12 protein-coding genes and 1 pseudogene are annotated in these 17,455 nt (G+C 71.2%); 6 read left to right on the plus strand and 7 right to left on the minus strand.

Annotated features, from left to right (window positions below; all coding sequences use genetic code 11):
• Window positions 1-151 precede the first annotated feature (151 nt).
• The 3 genes from BQ9890_RS05795 to BQ9890_RS05805 all read left to right on the plus strand — a co-directional run bounded on the left by BQ9890_RS05795 (window position 152) and on the right by BQ9890_RS05805 (window position 6,179).
• Window positions 152-2,452, plus strand: coding sequence for a HelD family protein (locus BQ9890_RS05795; RefSeq protein ID WP_075890063.1), 2,301 nt, complete (start codon window positions 152-154; stop codon window positions 2,450-2,452).
• 486 nt (window positions 2,453-2,938) lie between these two features.
• Window positions 2,939-4,144, plus strand: a complete 1,206-nt coding sequence (gene serA / locus BQ9890_RS05800; RefSeq protein WP_075890065.1) for a phosphoglycerate dehydrogenase — start codon at window positions 2,939-2,941, stop codon at window positions 4,142-4,144.
• A gap of 133 nt (window positions 4,145-4,277) precedes the next feature.
• On the plus strand, window positions 4,278-6,179 hold the full coding sequence (locus tag BQ9890_RS05805; protein WP_075890067.1) for an AMP-binding protein: 1,902 nt from the start codon (window positions 4,278-4,280) through the stop codon (window positions 6,177-6,179).
• An 83-nt stretch (window positions 6,180-6,262) separates the two neighbouring features.
• Here BQ9890_RS05805 and nrdR read toward each other — a convergent pair whose 3' ends face one another.
• The gene (gene nrdR, locus BQ9890_RS17035) at window positions 6,263-7,102 is read right to left on the minus strand and encodes a transcriptional regulator NrdR (RefSeq protein ID WP_456047829.1); all 840 of its coding nucleotides are present in this window, start codon (window positions 7,100-7,102) and stop codon (window positions 6,263-6,265) included.
• 60 nt (window positions 7,103-7,162) lie between these two features.
• Window positions 7,163-7,666, minus strand: coding sequence for a LysM peptidoglycan-binding domain-containing protein (locus BQ9890_RS05815; protein ID WP_075890069.1), 504 nt, complete (start codon window positions 7,664-7,666; stop codon window positions 7,163-7,165).
• 210 nt (window positions 7,667-7,876) lie between these two features.
• On the opposite strand from BQ9890_RS05815, the gene lexA reads away from it, so the two are divergent.
• On the plus strand, window positions 7,877-8,605 hold the full coding sequence (gene lexA / locus BQ9890_RS05820) for a transcriptional repressor LexA (protein WP_075890071.1): 729 nt from the start codon (window positions 7,877-7,879) through the stop codon (window positions 8,603-8,605).
• 215 nt (window positions 8,606-8,820) lie between these two features.
• On the opposite strand, the gene BQ9890_RS05825 is transcribed toward lexA, so the two are convergent.
• From BQ9890_RS05825 to hflX, 3 genes are all read right to left on the minus strand, one after another.
• Window positions 8,821-9,813 carry an L-lactate dehydrogenase gene (locus BQ9890_RS05825; protein ID WP_078062259.1) on the minus strand — a complete coding sequence of 331 codons (993 nt, stop codon included), beginning with the start codon at window positions 9,811-9,813 and terminating at the stop codon, window positions 8,821-8,823.
• 162 nt (window positions 9,814-9,975) lie between these two features.
• On the minus strand, window positions 9,976-12,006 hold the full coding sequence (locus BQ9890_RS05830) for an ATP-dependent DNA helicase (RefSeq protein ID WP_075890073.1): 2,031 nt from the start codon (window positions 12,004-12,006) through the stop codon (window positions 9,976-9,978).
• Window positions 11,999-13,819, minus strand: a complete 1,821-nt coding sequence (gene hflX, locus BQ9890_RS05835; RefSeq protein ID WP_078062260.1) for a GTPase HflX — start codon at window positions 13,817-13,819, stop codon at window positions 11,999-12,001. Before hflX ends, BQ9890_RS05830 begins: the two co-directional genes overlap by 8 nt.
• Before the next feature lie 154 nt (window positions 13,820-13,973).
• Here hflX and BQ9890_RS05840 point away from each other — a divergent pair, with 154 nt between their 5' ends.
• Entirely contained in the window at window positions 13,974-14,612 is a 639-nt protein-coding gene (locus BQ9890_RS05840; RefSeq protein ID WP_075890075.1) for a class I SAM-dependent methyltransferase, read from the plus strand.
• A 261-nt stretch (window positions 14,613-14,873) separates the two neighbouring features.
• A complete protein-coding gene (locus BQ9890_RS05845; protein WP_143226254.1) occupies window positions 14,874-15,902 on the plus strand; it encodes a hypothetical protein in 1,029 nt (342 codons plus the stop codon).
• Window positions 15,903-16,098: 196 nt separating this feature from the next.
• Here BQ9890_RS05845 and BQ9890_RS05850 read toward each other — a convergent pair whose 3' ends face one another.
• The gene (locus BQ9890_RS05850; RefSeq protein WP_075890079.1) at window positions 16,099-16,662 is read right to left on the minus strand and encodes a diaminopimelate epimerase; all 564 of its coding nucleotides are present in this window, start codon (window positions 16,660-16,662) and stop codon (window positions 16,099-16,101) included.
• Between the two features lie 442 nt (window positions 16,663-17,104).
• Window positions 17,105-17,455, minus strand: a pseudogene (locus tag BQ9890_RS05855) (hypothetical protein); the annotation flags it as partial.

Consider the following 17,455-nt stretch of genomic DNA (forward strand, 5'->3'; position numbering starts at 1 on the left):
GCCGATTGCGCCACGGGTGGAATCAGGAATGCGGCCGTTGCCGGGCCCGGCGTCACCGGGGCGCACTGCGGTGTCCGCGGTGTGGTGATCCCCACGACCTCCCTGCTGATGGGGCACAATGGACAACCGGTTTTCGTCGAGGGAGGCATGCATGAGCGAGGACGGTACCCGGTCGCAGCGCTACGACATCGAACTCGCCTCTGAGCAGGCGTTCGTGGACCGGGCCTACGCCCGTCTCGACGACACCCGGGACCGGTACCGGGCCAACCAGCGCGCTGCCGAGGCCAGTCCCGGGGTCGGCAACGCCCAGGGCCTCACGGAGCGTGACGCCATCGCCGCCCACTACGGCGACCAGGCGACCCGGCTGGAGCAGGTCGGTGAGCGCCTGGTGTTCGGGCGTGTCGACTCCCGCGGCGACCAGGTCCGCTACATCGGCCGCATCGGGCTGCGCGACGAGGACGGCTCGCGTCTGCTCGTCGACTGGCGCGCTCCTGCGGCGCGCCCCTTCTACCAGGCCACCGCCGTGGAACCCCAGGGTGTCGTGCGGCGGCGCCACATCGCCAGCCGCCTGCGTCGGGTGACCGGGTTGGAGGACGAGCTCCTCGACGCCTGCGGCGCCGACGAGGACGGCATGTCCCTGCAAGGAGAGGGTGCGCTCATGTCCGCCCTCACCCAGGCCCGTGACGGGCGCATGGGTGACATCGTGGCCACGATCCAGGGTGAGCAGGACCGGGTGATCCGTGCGGACGACCAGGGGATCATGGTCGTCCAGGGGGGTCCCGGGACCGGGAAGACGGCCGTCGCCCTGCACCGCGCCGCCTACCTCCTCTACGCCGAGCGGGAGCGGCTGGAGCGCACGGGCGTCCTCGTGGTGGGACCCTCGCGCGTCTTCCTGCGCTACATCGAGCAGGTGCTCCCCTCCCTCGGGGAGTCCGGGGTGGTCGCCCTGACCGTCGGGGACCTCGTGCCCGGCACGCACGCCACTGCCCAGGACACCGAGGAGGTGGACGCCGCCAAGGGGGACGAGGCGTGGGTGGGGATCCTGCGTGCCGCGGTCCGGGCGCTCCCCCGGGTGCCCGAGTCCGCCCAGGTCCTGCACGTGTGGAACCGCACGGTCACCCTGGAGCCCGCCGACGTCGTCGCGGCCCGTGGTCGGGCACGGCGCACCGGCAAGCCGCACAACGTCGCCCGGGACGGCTTCGCGCTGGACCTCATGGACGTGCTGGCGCGACGCCTCCTCCAGCAGGTCGGGGACGTGGACCCCTCCGATGCCGAGGGGTACCGCGAGGAGCTGGAGATGTGGCGCTCCGAGGTGCGTGACTCCCTGGATGCGCGCCGGGCCATCAACCTCGCATGGATGCCCACGCCTGCCGCGCGCCTGCTGGAACGCCTCTACGCGCGACCCGACCAGCTCGCCGCCCTCAACGCCCAGGTCTCCCCGCGCCTGGACGCCCGCCAGCTGGAGCTGGTGCGGCGCCCGAAGGGCTCGCGTCTGACGGTCTCGGACATCCCCCTGCTCGACGAGTTGGAGGAACTCCTCGGGACCACCTCGGCCGTCCAGGTGCGCCGCGAGGACGCCCAGCGCCGACGCGAGGACGAGGAGGTCGCCCGCGCCCGTGAGGCGATCACCTCCCAGGGCCTGGGAGGGGGGATCGTCACCGCGGAGATGCTGGCGAAGTCGGCACGCGGAGAGGTGGAGGCCGCGCCGCTCGCCGAGCGCGCGGCCATGGACCGGACCTGGACCTACGGCCACGTGGTGGTCGACGAGGCCCAGGAGCTCAGTCCCATGGCCTGGCGAGCCCTGCTGCGGCGCTGCCCGTCCCGGTCCTTCACCGTGGTGGGTGACCTGGACCAGCGTCGTGGCCACGACCGCCCCGCCACCTGGGAGCAGGCGCTGGGACCGGCTGCGCGCGCCCTGTCCGCGGAGTACGTCCTCTCGGTCTCCTACCGGACGCCACGGACCCTGATGGAGCTGGCCGAGCACACCATGGCTGCCCTGGGTGAGCCCGTGCGTTTCCCCCTGCGCGCGGTGCGCGACGCCGAGGACGCCTATGCGCTCACCCGTGTCGGGGGCGGGGCGCTGAAGGCCTCCGCACGTGACACGGACCCGCTGTGGGCACGCGTCCAGGAGGTCGTCGCACTGGAGACCGCCCACCTGGACTCCGTGGACGGTGAGGGCCGGGGTCGCCTCGCGGTCCTGGTCGGGGCGGAACGTGCCCGCGCCTGGGGTGCCGACTCCGAGGGCTTCACCGGGCTGGACCAGCGCATCAGCCTGTTGGGCGCGGTGGGGGCCAAGGGCCTGGAGTTCGACACCGTGGTGCTCGTGGAGCCCTCGGAGGTCCTCGCCGATGGTCCCGGTGACCTCTTCGTCGCCCTCACACGCTCCACCCAGCGCCTCCACGTCGTGGCCGCGGGGGAACTCCCCCCGGGCCTGGACACCCCGCACCCCTGACCCTCCCCCGGCGCGAAGTCCGCTCTGTTCAAGGGTCGAAGTCCGCTCTGTTCGACCCGTGAGGTCCGCTCAGTTCTGACCTCGAAGTCCGCTCTGAAGTGACCGCGACGTCCGTCCCGTCGTGTCGCCGAACCTCTGACCTTGGCAGACCTCACCGCGCCGGACCAGGATCTGGTCTCCCGATCCTGCCCCTGGGTCCGACGCCGGGATCAGGCCTCTTTTGGGGACGAGGGCGAGGGCGGGCGGACGTACCCATCCAGGGAAGGGATGAGCGGACCTCATGCCCCGAAGTGAGCGGACCTCATGCCCCGAACAGAGCGGACTTCGATCCCCGAAGTGAGCGGACTTCGAGGTCAGAACAGAGCGGACTTCGGCGGGGAGGGTGGTGACCGAAGCCGCCCTCGTCGGCCCCCGACGTGGGCACCACCACGTCCACGCGCTGGGCCCGAGGCCTCCCCACGGCGCCTTTCTGCGACCATGGAGGGCATGACGCGCGCGCTGCTCCTCGAGAATCCCCACATCGATGCCGACACGATCTTCAACTCCAACGACATCCAGGTGACCCGCATCAAGGGAGCCCTGGACGAGGAGGACCTGATCAAGGCCCTCAACGGTTTCGAGATACTCGGCATCCGCTCCAAGACCACCGTCTCCCGCCGCGTCCTCGAGGCCCATCCCCAACTGGCCGCCATCGGAGCGTTCTGCATCGGCACCAACCAGATCGACCTCGCCGCAGCCACCGAGCGCGGCGTCGCGGTCTTCAACGCCCCCTACTCCAACACCCGCTCCGTGGTGGAACTCGCCATCGGCGAGATCATCGACCTCACACGGCGCGTGACGGTGAAGAACTCCAAGCTCCACCGTGGCATCTGGGACAAGTCCGCCGACGGCGCCCACGAGGTGCGCGGGCACACCCTGGGCATCATCGGCTACGGCAACATCGGCACGCAGCTGTCGGTCCTGGCCGAGGCGCTGGGACTCAACGTGATCTTCTACGACGTCGCCGAGCGCCTGGCCCTGGGCAATGCCAAGCGCATGCCCGACCTGGCGTCTGTCCTGCGCGAGGCCGACATCGTCTCCATCCACGTGGACGGGTCGCGATCGAACTCCGAGCTCTTCGGGGACCGCGAGTTCTCCCAGATGAAGCAGGGTGCGCTCTTCATCAACCTCTCGCGCGGGTTCGTCGTCGACATCGAGGCCCTGCGCTCCCACCTGGTCTCCGGACACCTCGGCGGCGCCGCCATCGACGTCTTCCCCGACGAGCCCAAGGCCAACGGTGACGAGTTCATCTCCCCCCTCGCGGGCCTGGACAACGTCATCCTCACCCCCCACGTGGGCGGGTCCACCGAGGAGGCCCAGCTGGACATCGGCCGCTTCGTCTCCACGAAGGTCTCGGACTACCTCCACACCGGGTCCACGGACATGAGCGTGAACCTGCCCAACCTCACGCTCACCGCGACCCCGTCCAGCCGCTACCGCATCCGCCTGATCCACCGCAACACGCCCGGGGTCCTGGCACTGGTCAACCAGACCTTCGCCGAGTCGGGCGCGAACATCAACGGCCAGATCCTGGGCACCGCCGGCCCGATCGGCTACGTGATCACGGACATCTCGTCCGAGCTGCCCCTGGAGGCGCTGGAGGCCATCTCCAGCATGGCGGACACCGTGCGCCTGGTCGTCGACCCGATCTGAGTCCCGACCGGGGACGAGGGCGGTGCCGCCGGGGTCGTCACGGCAGGGTGTGGGGCGGGTGGCCCCGGTCCGCGCGCGAGGGCGACCTACGGTAGCGTAGGCTCGGGGTGTGGACGAGACATCTGGAGGACCGATGACGCTGACCGACGAGCTCCGGAAGGGCTACGCACCCGGCGTCCCCTACACCGTGTACGTGGGCGACGACCGCATCACCGACATCCTCGAGGACGTGGCCTCACGCTATCCGGACCGGGCGGCCCTCGACTTCTTCTCACGCCCCACCACATATGCCGAGCTGGTCGACCAGTCCCGCCGTGGTGCCTCCGCCCTGGCGGCGGCAGGGGTCCGACCGGGCGACCGTGTCGCACTCGTCATGCCCAACTGCCCCCAGCACGTCATCGCTGTCTTCGCGACCATGTTCCTGGGTGCCATCGTCGTCGAGCACAATCCCCTGGCCCCCAGTGGCGAGCTGCACGAGGAGTTCAAGCGCCATGACGCACGCGTCGTGATCGCCTGGGAGAACTCCATCGAACGCCTCGACTTCCTGGAGCCCTCGGTCCGCGTCTTCGGCATGGACCTCTCCCGGGCGCTCCCCACCGCCTCACGTGTCCTGCTGGGTCTGCCCCTGCCTGCCGCGCGCCGCAAGCGTGCCGAGCTCAGCGCACCCACACCGTCCAGTGTCATCTCCTGGGACCGTGCTCTCGCCCGGGCTCCGCGTTGGGAGGGCGAATGCCCCTCGGACGCCGGCGAGCCCGCACTGCTGCTGCACACCGGGGGGACCACGGGCATTCCCAAAGCCGCGACCCTGTCGCATCGCAACCTCTGCTCCAACATCGAGGAGTCCATCGCGTGGGTGCCCGAACTCCACGAGGGGGCTGAGGTCTTCGACTGTGTCCTGCCCCTCTTCCACGCCTTCGGTTTCACCGTCGGGCTCATGGCCGGCATCCGGCTGGGTGCCACCGTCGCGCTCTTCCCGAAGTTCGACACCACGATGGTGCTCACCTCCCAGCGCCGCCTGCCCTGCACCTTCTTCCTGGGCGTGCCTCCGATGTTCGAGCGTCTCCTGAAGTCCGCCCACGAGTTCGACGCGGACCTGACGTCCATGCGTTTCACCCTCTCCGGGGCGATGCCCCTGTCCGCCGACCTCGCCCGGCAGTGGGAGGAAGCCACGGGTGGACTGGTCATCGAGGGTTACGGAATGACGGAGGCCTCCCCCATCCTGCTGGGCTCCCCGCTGTCGACCGCTCGCCGGGCGGCCACACTCGGACTGCCCTTCCCCTCCACCGAGATCCGCATCGTCGACCCGGAGGACATCTCCCGTGACGTCGACGAGGGAGACGTCGGTGAGCTCATCGCACGAGGCCCCCAGGTGTTCTCGGGATACTGGGGGCGACCCGATGAGACCGCCCAGACCCTCCAGGACGGGTGGCTTCGCACCGGTGACCTGGTGCGCGTCACGGACGGCTTCGTGGTCATGGCGGACCGCCGCAAGGAGATGATCAACTCCTCCGGCTTCAACGTCTATCCCTCCCAGGTGGAGGAAGCGGTACGGTCCATGCCCGGCGTCAGCGATGTCGCAGTGGTCGGTGTGCCCGCAGGGTCGGCAGGAGAGTCCGTCGTGGCGGCGGTCGTCCTGGAGGCCGGGGCGTCAGTCACCCTGGAGGACGTGCGCAAGTGGGCGGAGAAGTCCCTGGCCCACTACGCCCTGCCCCGCCAGCTGGTCGTCATGTCCGAGCTGCCGCGCTCCCAGATCGGCAAGGTCATGCGTCGCCGCGTCCGCGAGGAGCTCCTGGCGGTGCCCGCCCGCGTCGCCGAGCTGGCCGAGCAGGCCCAGGTCGCCGTCGACCAGGCACAGAGCGCGGTCTCCGCGGCGGCCGCCGACGCCAAGGAGCGTCTGCGCGAGGCCACCGAGGGACTGCGCGGCCAGACCCCGGACGTCCAGCACCCCGAGGCCCAGCACCCGGATTCCTCGACTTCGCTCGACAGTGGCTCAGCGGAGATCACCTCGGACGAGGACGCGCGCACCGACGACTGACCTGCACGCGGGGGGGCGCGCATCAGTCGTCGAACAGCGTCAACGGAGGTCAGGCGTCGAGCAAGGCTCGTCGTCGAGCAAGGTCAGTCGTCGAGCAGCGTCGGGGCGTCGTCCTTGGGTGTGCGACGGCGGCGACGCGCAGGACGTGTCTGCCGGGTGCTCCTGCCTGCTGTGTCGTCTGCTCCCGCGGGACCAGCACTCGCGGTACCGGTGGCGGTTCCACCCGGTACGGCGCGCCCTGCGGGATGAGGATCGTCGTCGCTCCCCTGTGGCGCGCCCTGCGCGTCACCTGTGTGGGCGTCGGATCCAGGGGTGCTCACCGCGCGTCGAGGGTCGTCCGCACCAGCCTGCGCCTCATCATCGGACCCGTCAGTGGCGTGGGCAGCGACCCGCGCATCCCGCGCACGCAGCTCCCCGATGGCCTCCTCGAAGTCATCGAGCGAGTTGAAGCTGCGGTAGACGGAAGCGAAGCGGAGGTAGGCGATCTCGTCGAGCTCCGAGAGGAAGGGGAGGATGGCCTTCCCGACCTCGGCGGTTGAGACACTGGAGACCCCGGTCGAGCGCAGTGCCTCCTCGACCTGTTGGGCCAGCAGTGCCAGGTCGTGGTCCGAGACCGGCCTGCCCTGGCAAGCCTTGCGCACGCCGGACACCACCTTCTCCCGGGAGAAGGGCTCGACCACACCGGAGCGCTTCACCACCTGGAACGAGGACGTCTCCAGCGTGGTGAACCGCCGTTTGCAGGCGGTGCACTCGCGCCGGCGGCGGATGGAGGCGCCATCATCGGCGATCCGGGTGTCCACGACACGCGAATCTTCGTTGTGGCAGAAGGGGCAGTGCACGTGTAACCTCCGTCGGGAACCTGCCCCAACGCTACGTTCCCACACGTCCCATGTGCAACACACACCACAGGCAGTGCTCCACACCCGTCCCCGGTCGAGACTCCCCCCTCACGGAACCGACCCACCGGTCGGTATCCCTGGGTCTCACTGCCCGGGCAGGACCAGCTCCGTACCCGGGGTGAGCACCGCGTCGCTGCCGTCCAGGCCGTTGAGCTCCTGGATGTCCAGGACGACCTGCTCCAACGGGCGTTGGGAGTTGACCTGGTCCGCCAGCCCCCACAGGGACTCGCCCGCGGCGACGGAGTGGACATGGGTCGGCCCGGCGTAGGGGTCGGGCTGCGCGAGGAGCCCCGCACCTGCCCCGAGACCGCCTGCCACCGCAACGGCGACGACGGCGAGGACCACCCTGCGCACCACCTGGAGCGCTGCGGGACGCGCAGCGGTTTCCTCCCGGACACGTGCGCGCACGACGGGACGACGGCGCATCGCCGGGTCCTCGGCGAGCTGGGCTGCGCGCCGCCGACGCGCGGAGGGAGCCGAGGAGATCGCACGGATCTCCGCGACACGGGACTCGGGCACGGCGCGCAGTCGGGGCCGATCCCCGCGCTGGTGTGCCGACCTCGTGGGTACCACATTGATCGCGCTCATGGCTGCTCCTCCGTTCGTCCACGTCGAACACGCGTTCGTCGAACACCTGTACGATACACTGGTCCCCGAGGGAATGTCGAGACCCGCTCGAACATGTGTTTCACATCCGTGTCGGACTCGCATAACCTGAGGACATCAGTGGAACAGCACCCATGTGCATCTGCGTCCGGCGACGGACGCGGCAGTTCACGGACGACCAGGAGGGCCACCGTGCACGAAGAGCCGAACCTCTCACCCCGTCAGATCCAGATCCTCGAGGTCGTCCGCGCCAGTGTGGACGGACACGGGTACCCACCCTCGGTCCGTGAGATCGCCGACCGGGTGGGGCTCGCCTCACCCTCGACGGTCAAGCACCACCTGGACGCGCTGGAGCGCGCGGGCTGCCTCCAACGTGTCCCCGGCCGCCCTCGTGCCCTGGAGGTCTCGACCCTGGGCCGCGCCGCACTGCCCACCCCGGCCGGCGCGACCGGGCAGGCGTCCGCGCCGACACCGGGCACGGACGACGGGGTCGCAGCACCCCCCGCGCTCGTCACCGTCGAGGTCGCCGTCTCACACGCCGACGAGGACGCCTCCGCGGTACCACTGGTCGGCAGGATCGCAGCTGGCTCACCCATCACCGCCGAACAGCACGTGGAGGACGTCTTCGAGCTGCCCACCTCACTGACGGGACGCGGCGACCTCTTCATGCTGGAGGTGCGCGGGGAGTCCATGGTGGACGCCGGGATCCTGGACGGGGACTACGTCGTCGTGCGCGCCCAGGCCACCGCCGAGGACGGCCAGGTGGTGGCCGCCATGATCGACGGTGAGGCCACGGTCAAGGTCCTCTCCCACACGGGCGGACACGTGTGGCTGATGCCGCGCAACACCGACTACTCCCCCATCCCCGGCGACGAGGCCACTGTTCTGGGAAGGGTCGTGACGGTCATCCGCTCCCTGTGAGCGCCGTGACCGACAACCACTCCCTGTGAGCGGGGTCGACCCGACCGGCGCAGGGCGTCGCGCGCACCCGGTGGCCACCGCCGTTCCCGGGCAACACTCCCACCCCCCTGGTCCGACACGCCGCGCTGAAGCGGACGCAGCGACACACAGTGATGCGGACACAGCGGTGCCCCGCCGGCACCGGGCCGACGGGGCACCACCACGACAGGATCTGCTCAGAAGCCCAGGTCCCGGGCGACCTGGCGCAGACGCTGGGCGGAGGCGGTGAGGCCGTCGCGCTCGGCGAGCGTCAGGGGCGGGTTGAGGACCCGCCCGGCCCCGTTGCGCCCGACCAGGGTCGGAGCTGCCATGCACACGTCCGAGATGCCCTCCCAGTCCTCCAGCAGGCTGGAAACGGTGAGGACACGGTTCTCGTCACGCAGGACCGCGCCGGCGATGTTCGAGGCGGACAGGCCGATGGCGTAGTTCGTCGCGCCCTTGCCCTCGATGATCTTGTAGGCGGACTGCACGACCTCCGTGGCCAGCTCCTTGCGGAGCTCGGAGTCGAAGGTGCGCCCCGTCAGGGTCGGGCCCCACTGGGCCAGGGGGACGTTGCCGATCTCCGCGGACGACCACAGGGCCACCTCGGAGTCGCCGTGCTCACCGGCGACGTAGGCGTGGATGTTCTGCGTGGCCACGCCCGTCTCCAGGGAGACGAGGTAGCGCAGGCGGGAGGTGTCCAGCACCGTGCCGGATCCGAAGACCTGGTTGCGGGGCAGGCCCATGAGCTTCAGGGCCACGTAGGTGACGACGTCCACCGGGTTCGTGATGAACATGAAGACCGCGTTGGGCGCGACCTTCTGCAGGTTGGGGACGATCTTCTTCATGAGGTTGACCGTGGACCCGGCGAGCTCCAGGCGTGACTGGCCCGGCTTCTGCTTGGCACCGGCGGTGACGATCACCAGGTCCGCGCCGGCGACGATCTCGACGTCGTCGGAGCCCTCCACGGAACCGCACGGGGTGAACTGGATCCCGTGGGCGATGTCGAGGGCCTCGGCCTCGACCTTGGGCTTGTTGATGTCCTGCAGGACGATGCTGCGGGCGTCGCCGCGCATGGCGCAGGCATAGGCAACGGCGGTGCCGACGGCGCCGGCTCCGATGATCGCGATCTTCGAGGGGCGTCCGGTGGACGCCGACGGATAGAGACTCTTGGCAGTTGTCTGGGGCACTTTGTTCTCCTGTTCCCGACGGGCACTCCCATCTTGTCAGATCAGGACCCCCAATTGGGGGGACCTCGGACTGGTGACACAGACTTGCGCCCGGACGCTCCCACTTCCCCACCGTCCCGGGTGCCGCGGTCCCCCCGCGCGTGGCCCCGAGGAACTGCCCGCCTACCTCCCCGCGCCCGCCGACTGCTTCCCTGCGCCCGCCGACTGTTCCCCGGCCGCCGACCGCTCCCCGGCGCCCGCCGACTGCTCCCCCGCCGCCGCGGCAGCCAGGCGCCGCAGGCTCCCCCGCGCCACCTCCGGGTCCGTGGTCGGCCACATCGTGGGCATGGAGGCACGGATGAAGGACCCGTACCCCTTGGTCAGCAGGCGCCGGTCGAGCACGGCGACCATGCCCCGGTCCTCGGTGGTGCGCAGGAGTCGTCCGGCGCCCTGGGCCATGAGCAGGGCCGCATGGGTGAGGTGCACGGCCCGGAAGCCCCCGTACCCGTGGCGTTCGGCATCGATGGCACGGGCCTTCGCCACGGGATTGTGGGGATGGGGGAAGGGGATGCGGTCGATGACCACCAGGCGGCACGAGCTGCCCGGCACGTCCACGCCCTGCCACAGGGACATCGTCCCCACCAGGCAGGAGTCCCGGTGGTCGCGGAAACGCTGGACCAGTGCCGAGACCGTCTCCTCCCCCTGGACCAGGATCTCCAGGTCCGTGCCCTCCCGCAGTGCCTCCGCACCCGCCTGTGCTCCCCGCCAGGAGGAGAAGAGTGCGAGCACCCCGCCACCGCTCGCTTCGGCCAGGTCCACCAGCTCCGCGAGTGCCTCGGGACCGGGACCACCGGGGCCCGGGTCGGGCAGGTGGCGGGCGATGTAGAGGATGCCCTGGGTCGCCGTGTCGAAGGGGGTGCCCACATCGACCCCGTGCCACGGGACCTGGGAGACCATGAGCCCGGTCTCCCGCGCCATCGAGTCGAAGGAACCACCCAGGGCGAGGGTGGCCGAGGTCAGCACGGCGGGCCTCTCCCCCAGGCCGACGGCCCCGATGGGCCCTGCCACGTCCAGTGGGGCGATGACGAGCTGCTGGGTGCCCTCGCGCTCATTGCGTGAGACCCAGGTGATGGACTGGATGGGATCACGGTCCCAGGCGTCCATCGCACCGGAGAGCTCCTCCAGGGCCCCCTTGGCCAGCAGTTTCGAGGACTGGTCGGCATCGGAGTCCCCCACACGGCTCAGGGCCGCACGGACGGCGGTGTCCAGCGCTGACATGGCGAGCGCGAGCCTCTCGGGACGCTGCAGGAGCAGCCCCTCCTCCAGGGAGGAGAGGACGACACCCAGTGCGGCACCCGCCTGGTCGAGGGCCTCGGTGGGCACCTTCGCATGGGTCTTCGCCGAACGCGCCACCCTCTGCACCAGGTCCTGGGAGACCTCGACGCTGGCCTGGTCACGCACGCGGTCGGCCAGCTCGTGGGCCTCGTCGACGACCACCACGTCCACCTCGGAGAACAGGTCCAGCCCACCCGTGGCGTGGATGCCGAGCAGGGAGTGGTTGGAGACGACCAGGTCGGCACTCGCCGCCCGGTCACGCGCGGCCTGGGGGAAGCACTCCTCGACCATGGGGCAGGCCCGCCCCAGGCACTCCCGCTTCGAGACCGAGACCTGGTGCCACGCGCGGTCCGAGACCCCGGGCACCAGGTCGTCACGGTCCCCCGTGTCCGTGCCGGAGGCCCACTCGCGCACCCGCATGACCTCCTGGCCCAGGTCCGTGACGGGCCCGGCCTCGGCGACGTCCAGCAGTGTGGGGGCACCCGCATCCGCGCCGCCTCCCACCCGGTGCAGGCACAGGTAGTTGCTCCACCCCTTGAGCAGGGCCACCTCGGGACGCACGCCGAGCTCCTCCTCGACGGCGTCGACCACGGCGGGGGCGTCCTTGACGAGGATCTGGCGTTGCAGTGCCAGGGTGGCGGTGGTGACGAGTGCGCGGTGACCGTTCTCGGCGCAGTCGGTGAGCACGGGCACCAGGTAGCCCAGGGACTTCCCGGTGCCGGTCCCCGCCTGGACCATCACGTGGGAGTGGCCGGAGATGGCGGCGGCGACCTCGTCGACCATGCGCTCCTGGCCGGGGCGCGCCGAGCCACCCATGGCGGTCACGACGCGGGTGAGGACACGCCGGGCGACCTCGGCCCGGGGGACGTCCTCACTCACCGGCGGGGGCCCCCTCCACGGCTCCGCTCCGCTGCGGAGCTGCGGGCACGTCCGGTGCGCCACCGGTCCCTGCGGGCGTGGCCTGCTCGGGTGCGGTGGCGTTCGCGTCCCCGTCGACGAGGGCGGCTCCCGCGGGTGCGCTCGTCCCCGCGGTCCGGGGTGCACCGGCCGCGCCCCCGTCGGTGTCGGTCCGGGTCGGGCCGACGGGCGTGGACGAGGGCGAACCCACGTGGACGTTCACGGCGCCCAGACGTGAGGCGAGTGCGTCGTCGACGCGGGCGACCAGGTGGGTGCCGGCGTCCACGTAGTCCTCGGAGACGACCTCACCGTCCTCGTGCACCTGGTGGACCAGCTCGCCGCGGTCGTAGGGGACCACCACGTCGACCAGCACGCGGGGGCGTGGCAGCACGTCCTGGAGCCGCAGCCGCAGCTCCTCGACCCCGGCCCCCGTCCAGGCGGAGACCTCGACGGCGTCGGGGTAGGTGCTGCGCAGCAGGGCGAGCTGCTCGGGGCTGGCCAGGTCCGCCTTGTTCAGGGCGATGACCTCGGGGATGTCATGGGCGCCCTCGATGGTGTCGAGGACCGCGTGGACGGCCTCCACCTGGCCGACGGGGTCGGGGTGGGCGGCGTCGACGACGTGGAGGATCACGTCGGACTCCCCCACCTCCTCCAGGGTGGAGCGGAACGCCTCGACCAGCTGGGTGGGGAGGTTGCGGACGAATCCGACGGTGTCGGTGAGGGTGTAGACGCGTCCGTCGGGGGTGGTCGCGCGGCGCACGGTGGGGTCCAGGGTCGCGAAGAGGGAGTCCTCCACGAGGACCTCGGCTCCCGTGAGCCGGTTGAGCAGCGTCGACTTCCCGGCGTTCGTGTACCCGGCGATGGCGACGGAGGGCACCCCGCCACGCCGGCGCGAGGCGCGCTGGGTGCGCCGCGAGGGCTCCATCGCGCGGATCTGCGTGCGCAGACGGGCCATGCGGGTGCGGATGCGGCGTCGGTCGAGTTCGATCTTCGTCTCGCCGGGGCCACGGGAGCCGATGCCCTCACCACCGGCGACGCGACCGCCGGCCTGGCGCGACATGGACTCGCCCCAGCCGCGCAGCCTGGGGAGCAGGTACTCCAACTGGGCGAGTTCCACCTGGGCCTTGCCCTCACGGGACTTCGCGTGCTGGGCGAAGATGTCGAGGATCAGCGCGGTGCGGTCCACCACCTTGACCTTGACGACGTCCTCCAGTCCGCGGCGCTGCGAGGGGGCGAGCTCCCCGTCGACGATCACCGTGTCCGCACCGGTCTCGGCGACGATCCCGGCGAGTTCCCGGGCCTTGCCCGATCCGAGGAAGGTGGCGGGGTCGGGGGTCTCGCGGCGTTGGATGAGGCCGTCGAGGACCTCGGACCCGGCCGTCTCCGCCAGGGCGGCGAGTTCGCGCAGGGAGACCTCCGCGTCCTCCTCACTTCCCTGGGTGCGCAGGCCGACGAGCACCACGCGTTCCAGGCGGACCTGCCGGTACTCGACCTCGGAGACGTCCTCCAGCTCGGTGGACAGCCCGTGGACACGGCGGGTACCGGCACGCGCGTTGCGCTCCAGGGCGCCCGCGTCATGGCTGTGGTCCTGGGCCTCCGTGGAGGCCAGCGCGGTGCCCCGCCGGGCGAGGATGCGCGCGACCACGTCCTCCGCGCGGCGCAGACCCTCCTCGGAGCCGTGCCCGTGCTCGGTGCCGGGCCCGTCGGCGCCGGGCTGGTCGGTGTGGTGGCGATCGGTCCCGGTCTGCCCGGACCCGACCTCGGCACCTGTGGGTCGTTCGGTGTCTTCGGACATGGGGTCCTCCTCGGGGACGTGGTGTGGCCGCGCGGGCGGTGCGCGAGAGGCGCGGGGCGCCGCGGGGACGGCCGCGGCGTGGCCACGGCGATCGACGTGCCCCTCCAGTCTGACACGTCAGGGCCGCAGTGCCCCTCCGACTACGCTGTGGGCTGTGGAAGACCAGTACTTCACCGACTCAGCCCCAGCCACCGACGACGAGCTCCGACAGGTCCACGTCACCGCCCGTGGCCGTGACCTCGACATGTGGGTGTCCGACCGGGTGTTCTCCGGCTCCCGCCTGGACCTCGGGACCCGCCAGTTGCTGGCGGAGGCACCCGAGCCGCCCTCGTCGGGCACCTTCCTGGACCTGGGATGCGGCTGGGGACCCCTCGCCGTCACCCTGTCCCTGGAGGCGCCGGCGGCCACCGTGTGGGCTGTGGACGTCAACACGCGCGCACTGGACCTCACCCGGCGCAATGCGCTGGCCAACGGCGCTGCAGGAGTCGTGGCGCTGCCGGCCGGGGAAGCCCTGGAGCGCGCCCGCACCGAGGGTGTGCGCTTCGACCTCATCTGGTCCAACCCACCCGTGCGCATCGGCAAGCAGGCCCTGCACCAGATGCTCGGCGACTGGCTGTCCCTGCTCGCCGACGAGGGCGTCGCGTACCTCGTCGTCCAGCGCAACCTCGGTGCCGACACCCTGGTCAACTGGCTGCGCGACGAAGGCTGGTCCGCTGCGAGGATCGCCTCCAAGAAGGGCTACCGCATCATCGAAGTCCGCTCTGTTCCGACCTCGAAGTCCGCTCAGTTCTAGGCTCGAAGTCCGCTCTGTTCAGGGCTCGAGGTCCGCTCAGTTCCAAGGTCGAAGTCCGCTCTGTTCCGACCTCGAAGTCCGCTCACCTGTGACTCGTCCGCAGCGCCGCCCTCGTCGACCGACCACCACGGGGACGGCACTTCTCCACAGGCCCACACCACCCCCTTCATCCGTCCACAGTTCGGTGGACGTCCCGTCCCGCGTCCACAGGGCGCCCATTCGTCGGCGACGCCGCGTCCGGGCACCGGGCAGGCTCCACCCATGGATGCACATCATGACAACCGCTCCGCAGCCGCGGTGACGGCCGGGCCCGACCACTCGGTGCGGGTCCGCCCGGGTGAGTACCTGGTGCTCGGGGAGGAGCTCGACTGGTGGGAACGGGCCGAGCAGGTGCACCGCGCTCGGCTTGACTCCGCCATGGAGCACGTGACCGGAGCGGTGGCCGTCCTCGAGAGCGCCGCCCTCGTACACGGCGCCTCTGTCAAGGTCGTCCCCGAGCAGGCACATCTGTGGGTCCCGTGGCGACGGAAGGCAACCCCGGGGCGCACAGGTCGCCTCTGGGACCTGCCGCGGACCGACCGCGAGGCGCGCCTCGCGACCCGTCCCGTGGTGAACCACCGGATGGACCTCGATGACCGTGAGCTCACGGTCCGCGACGGCGTCCTCGTCACCGATCTCGCCCAGACGACGCTCCACTGCGCCAGGTTCCTCCCGCCCGATCGCGCGTTCGCGGTCGTCGACTCCCTGGTCGCCATTGCCTCGGGACGGGGCGAGAACTGGCGCAGCCAGCGCACGGAGGTCGAGGAGTCAGCGCGGCGCTTCCGCCAGAGTCTCCTCCACAAGTTGTCCGACCTGCGCGGTCACCGCGGAGTCGCCCAGGCCCGGGCGATCCTGCGTTGCTCGACACCCCTGGCGGAGTCCGTGTGGGAGTCCGAACTGCGCCGCGTGGCGCTCGCCGCCGGCTACCTCGACGCAGAACCACAGATGGAGGTCCGCACCGAACAGGGCACGCGCTGGGCCGACGTGGGGATCCGACGCTCCCGCTGCTGCTTCGAGGCGAATGGCGAGATCAAGTACGCAGGACCGAGCGGTCGCGAGGTCCGCCTGTCCCAGGCAGCACGGACCCGGGAGGTCATCGGTGCCGGCTACCGGGTCGTCGACCTCGCCGTCCCGGAGATCCGCGACACCGAGGGACTGCTCCATGTCCTGGACCTCGGGGCTGGCGACACCCGGCAACGCAGCGGCATCCGCGCACTGTGGACGCCGGCGGAGAGGCGTCGCTTCACCTGAGGGACCTCCGTGGGTCGGGCGCGTGTGGGCGCCAGGGAGAACACGGACGAGGGCGTCGCCCTCGGACCTCAGTGGCGCTCCTGGGAGCGGAGCAGTCATGGCGACGCGCGACGCGGTGACACCGGGAAGTGATGACGAGGACGCTCCACGTCCCGACCCGAACAGAGCGGACCTCACGCCCAGAACAGAGCGGACCTCACGCCCCGAACAGAGCGGACTTCGAGCCCGGAACAGAGCGGACTTCGGCAATGGGGGTGGCGGGGCCGGAGAGGGTGACCCCCGGCTGGCCGGCCCCTGAGGATCCCGCACCGGACGAGGGCGTGCCCTCTCCCAGGTCGACCCGCACACTTCCTCCGGGCACCTCCACGATCCAGGTCCTGGGTGCACCCGCGCCCCGTCGGGCAGCGCTGGCCACCGCGGCCGCGCAGCACCCGGTGCCACACGACCGGGTCTCCCCCACCCCGCGCTCCAGGACGCGCATCAGCAGGTGTCCGACCTGTGCTCCCGGCTCGGTGACGTCGACCACGAGCTCCAGGTTGATCCCCCCGGCCGGGTCGGGGTCGTAGGTGGGCCGCAGCCCCTCGGGGGCGGCGTGGATGTCGGTGGTGGGCAGGACCGCGTCGCGCAGTGCCTCGCGGGAGACCACGTCGATGACGACGTGGGGATTGGGCATGGCGACCCTGATGCCCTCGAAGACGCCGTCCAGGCCGACCACGGTCACGGAGGTGTCCGCAACACCCGTGGTCGCCGCGGGGCCCATGTCGATGGCGTACCACTGTTCGCTCCCGCCCGTGTGGGCCGGAACCGCGCCGGTCGCAACCGGACCGCCCGGGACGCCACCCGCGGGCGCACCGCCCCCCTCTGGCTCTTATNGCGACCCTGATGCCCTCGAAGACGCCGTCCAGGCCGACCACGGTCACGGAGGTGTCCGCAACACCCGTGGTCGCCGCGGGGCCCATGTCGATGGCGTACCACTGTTCGCTCCCGCCCGTGTGGGCCGGAACCGCGCCGGTCGCAACCGGACCGCCCGGGACGCCACCCGCGGGCGCACCGCCCCCCTCGCCGGCTGCCCGCCCCGGCGTCCCGCGCTCCCACACCGGCCCCGGCACCTGGGCCGGACGCGGTCCAAGCGCACGGACCCTCTTGGTCCCACCCCGCGTGCCGACCTCCAGGAGGTCGCCCTCGGCGAGGTCCACCAGCCCCACGCGGCGCAGGTGGTCGACGAAGACCCTCACGCCGTTGCCGCACATCTCCGCCAGTGATCCGTCGGCATTGCGATAGTCCATGAACCACCGTCCGTCCACACGCACGCAGCGGATCAGTCCGTCGGCCCCGATCCCACGGGAGACGTCGCACAGGGTCGCCACGGTCGCCGGCGACACGTCCACGAGCCCCTCGGGATCGTCGACCAGCAGGAACGAGTTCTGGGTCCCGTGGGCCTTCCACAGGACGGTCCCCGCCGGCAGGTCCGGGTCCCGGGGCAGCCCGCTCCCCTGCACCTGGTCGGTGGGCGTCGCGGACGCCTCCCCGGAAGCCGATCCGTGCGCGGACAT

The organism is Actinomyces provencensis, from assembly GCF_900155435.1.
Classification (GTDB): domain Bacteria; phylum Actinomycetota; class Actinomycetes; order Actinomycetales; family Actinomycetaceae; genus Pauljensenia; species Pauljensenia provencensis.

Bases quoted from the DNA above. Each gene is read 5' to 3' on its own strand.
- BQ9890_RS05795 (WP_075890063.1), top strand. From the start codon at position 152: ATGAGCGAGGACGGTACCCGGTCGCAGCGCTACGACATCGAACTCGCC.
- serA (WP_075890065.1), top strand. From the start codon at position 2,939: ATGACGCGCGCGCTGCTCCTCGAGAATCCCCACATCGATGCCGACACG.
- BQ9890_RS05805 (WP_075890067.1), top strand. From the start codon at position 4,278: ATGACGCTGACCGACGAGCTCCGGAAGGGCTACGCACCCGGCGTCCCC.
- BQ9890_RS05815 (WP_075890069.1), bottom strand. From the start codon at position 7,666: ATGAGCGCGATCAATGTGGTACCCACGAGGTCGGCACACCAGCGCGGG.
- hflX (WP_078062260.1), bottom strand. From the start codon at position 13,819: ATGTCCGAAGACACCGAACGACCCACAGGTGCCGAGGTCGGGTCCGGG.
- BQ9890_RS05845 (WP_143226254.1), top strand. From the start codon at position 14,874: ATGGATGCACATCATGACAACCGCTCCGCAGCCGCGGTGACGGCCGGG.
- BQ9890_RS05850 (WP_075890079.1), bottom strand. From the start codon at position 16,662: ATGGGCCCCGCGGCGACCACGGGTGTTGCGGACACCTCCGTGACCGTG.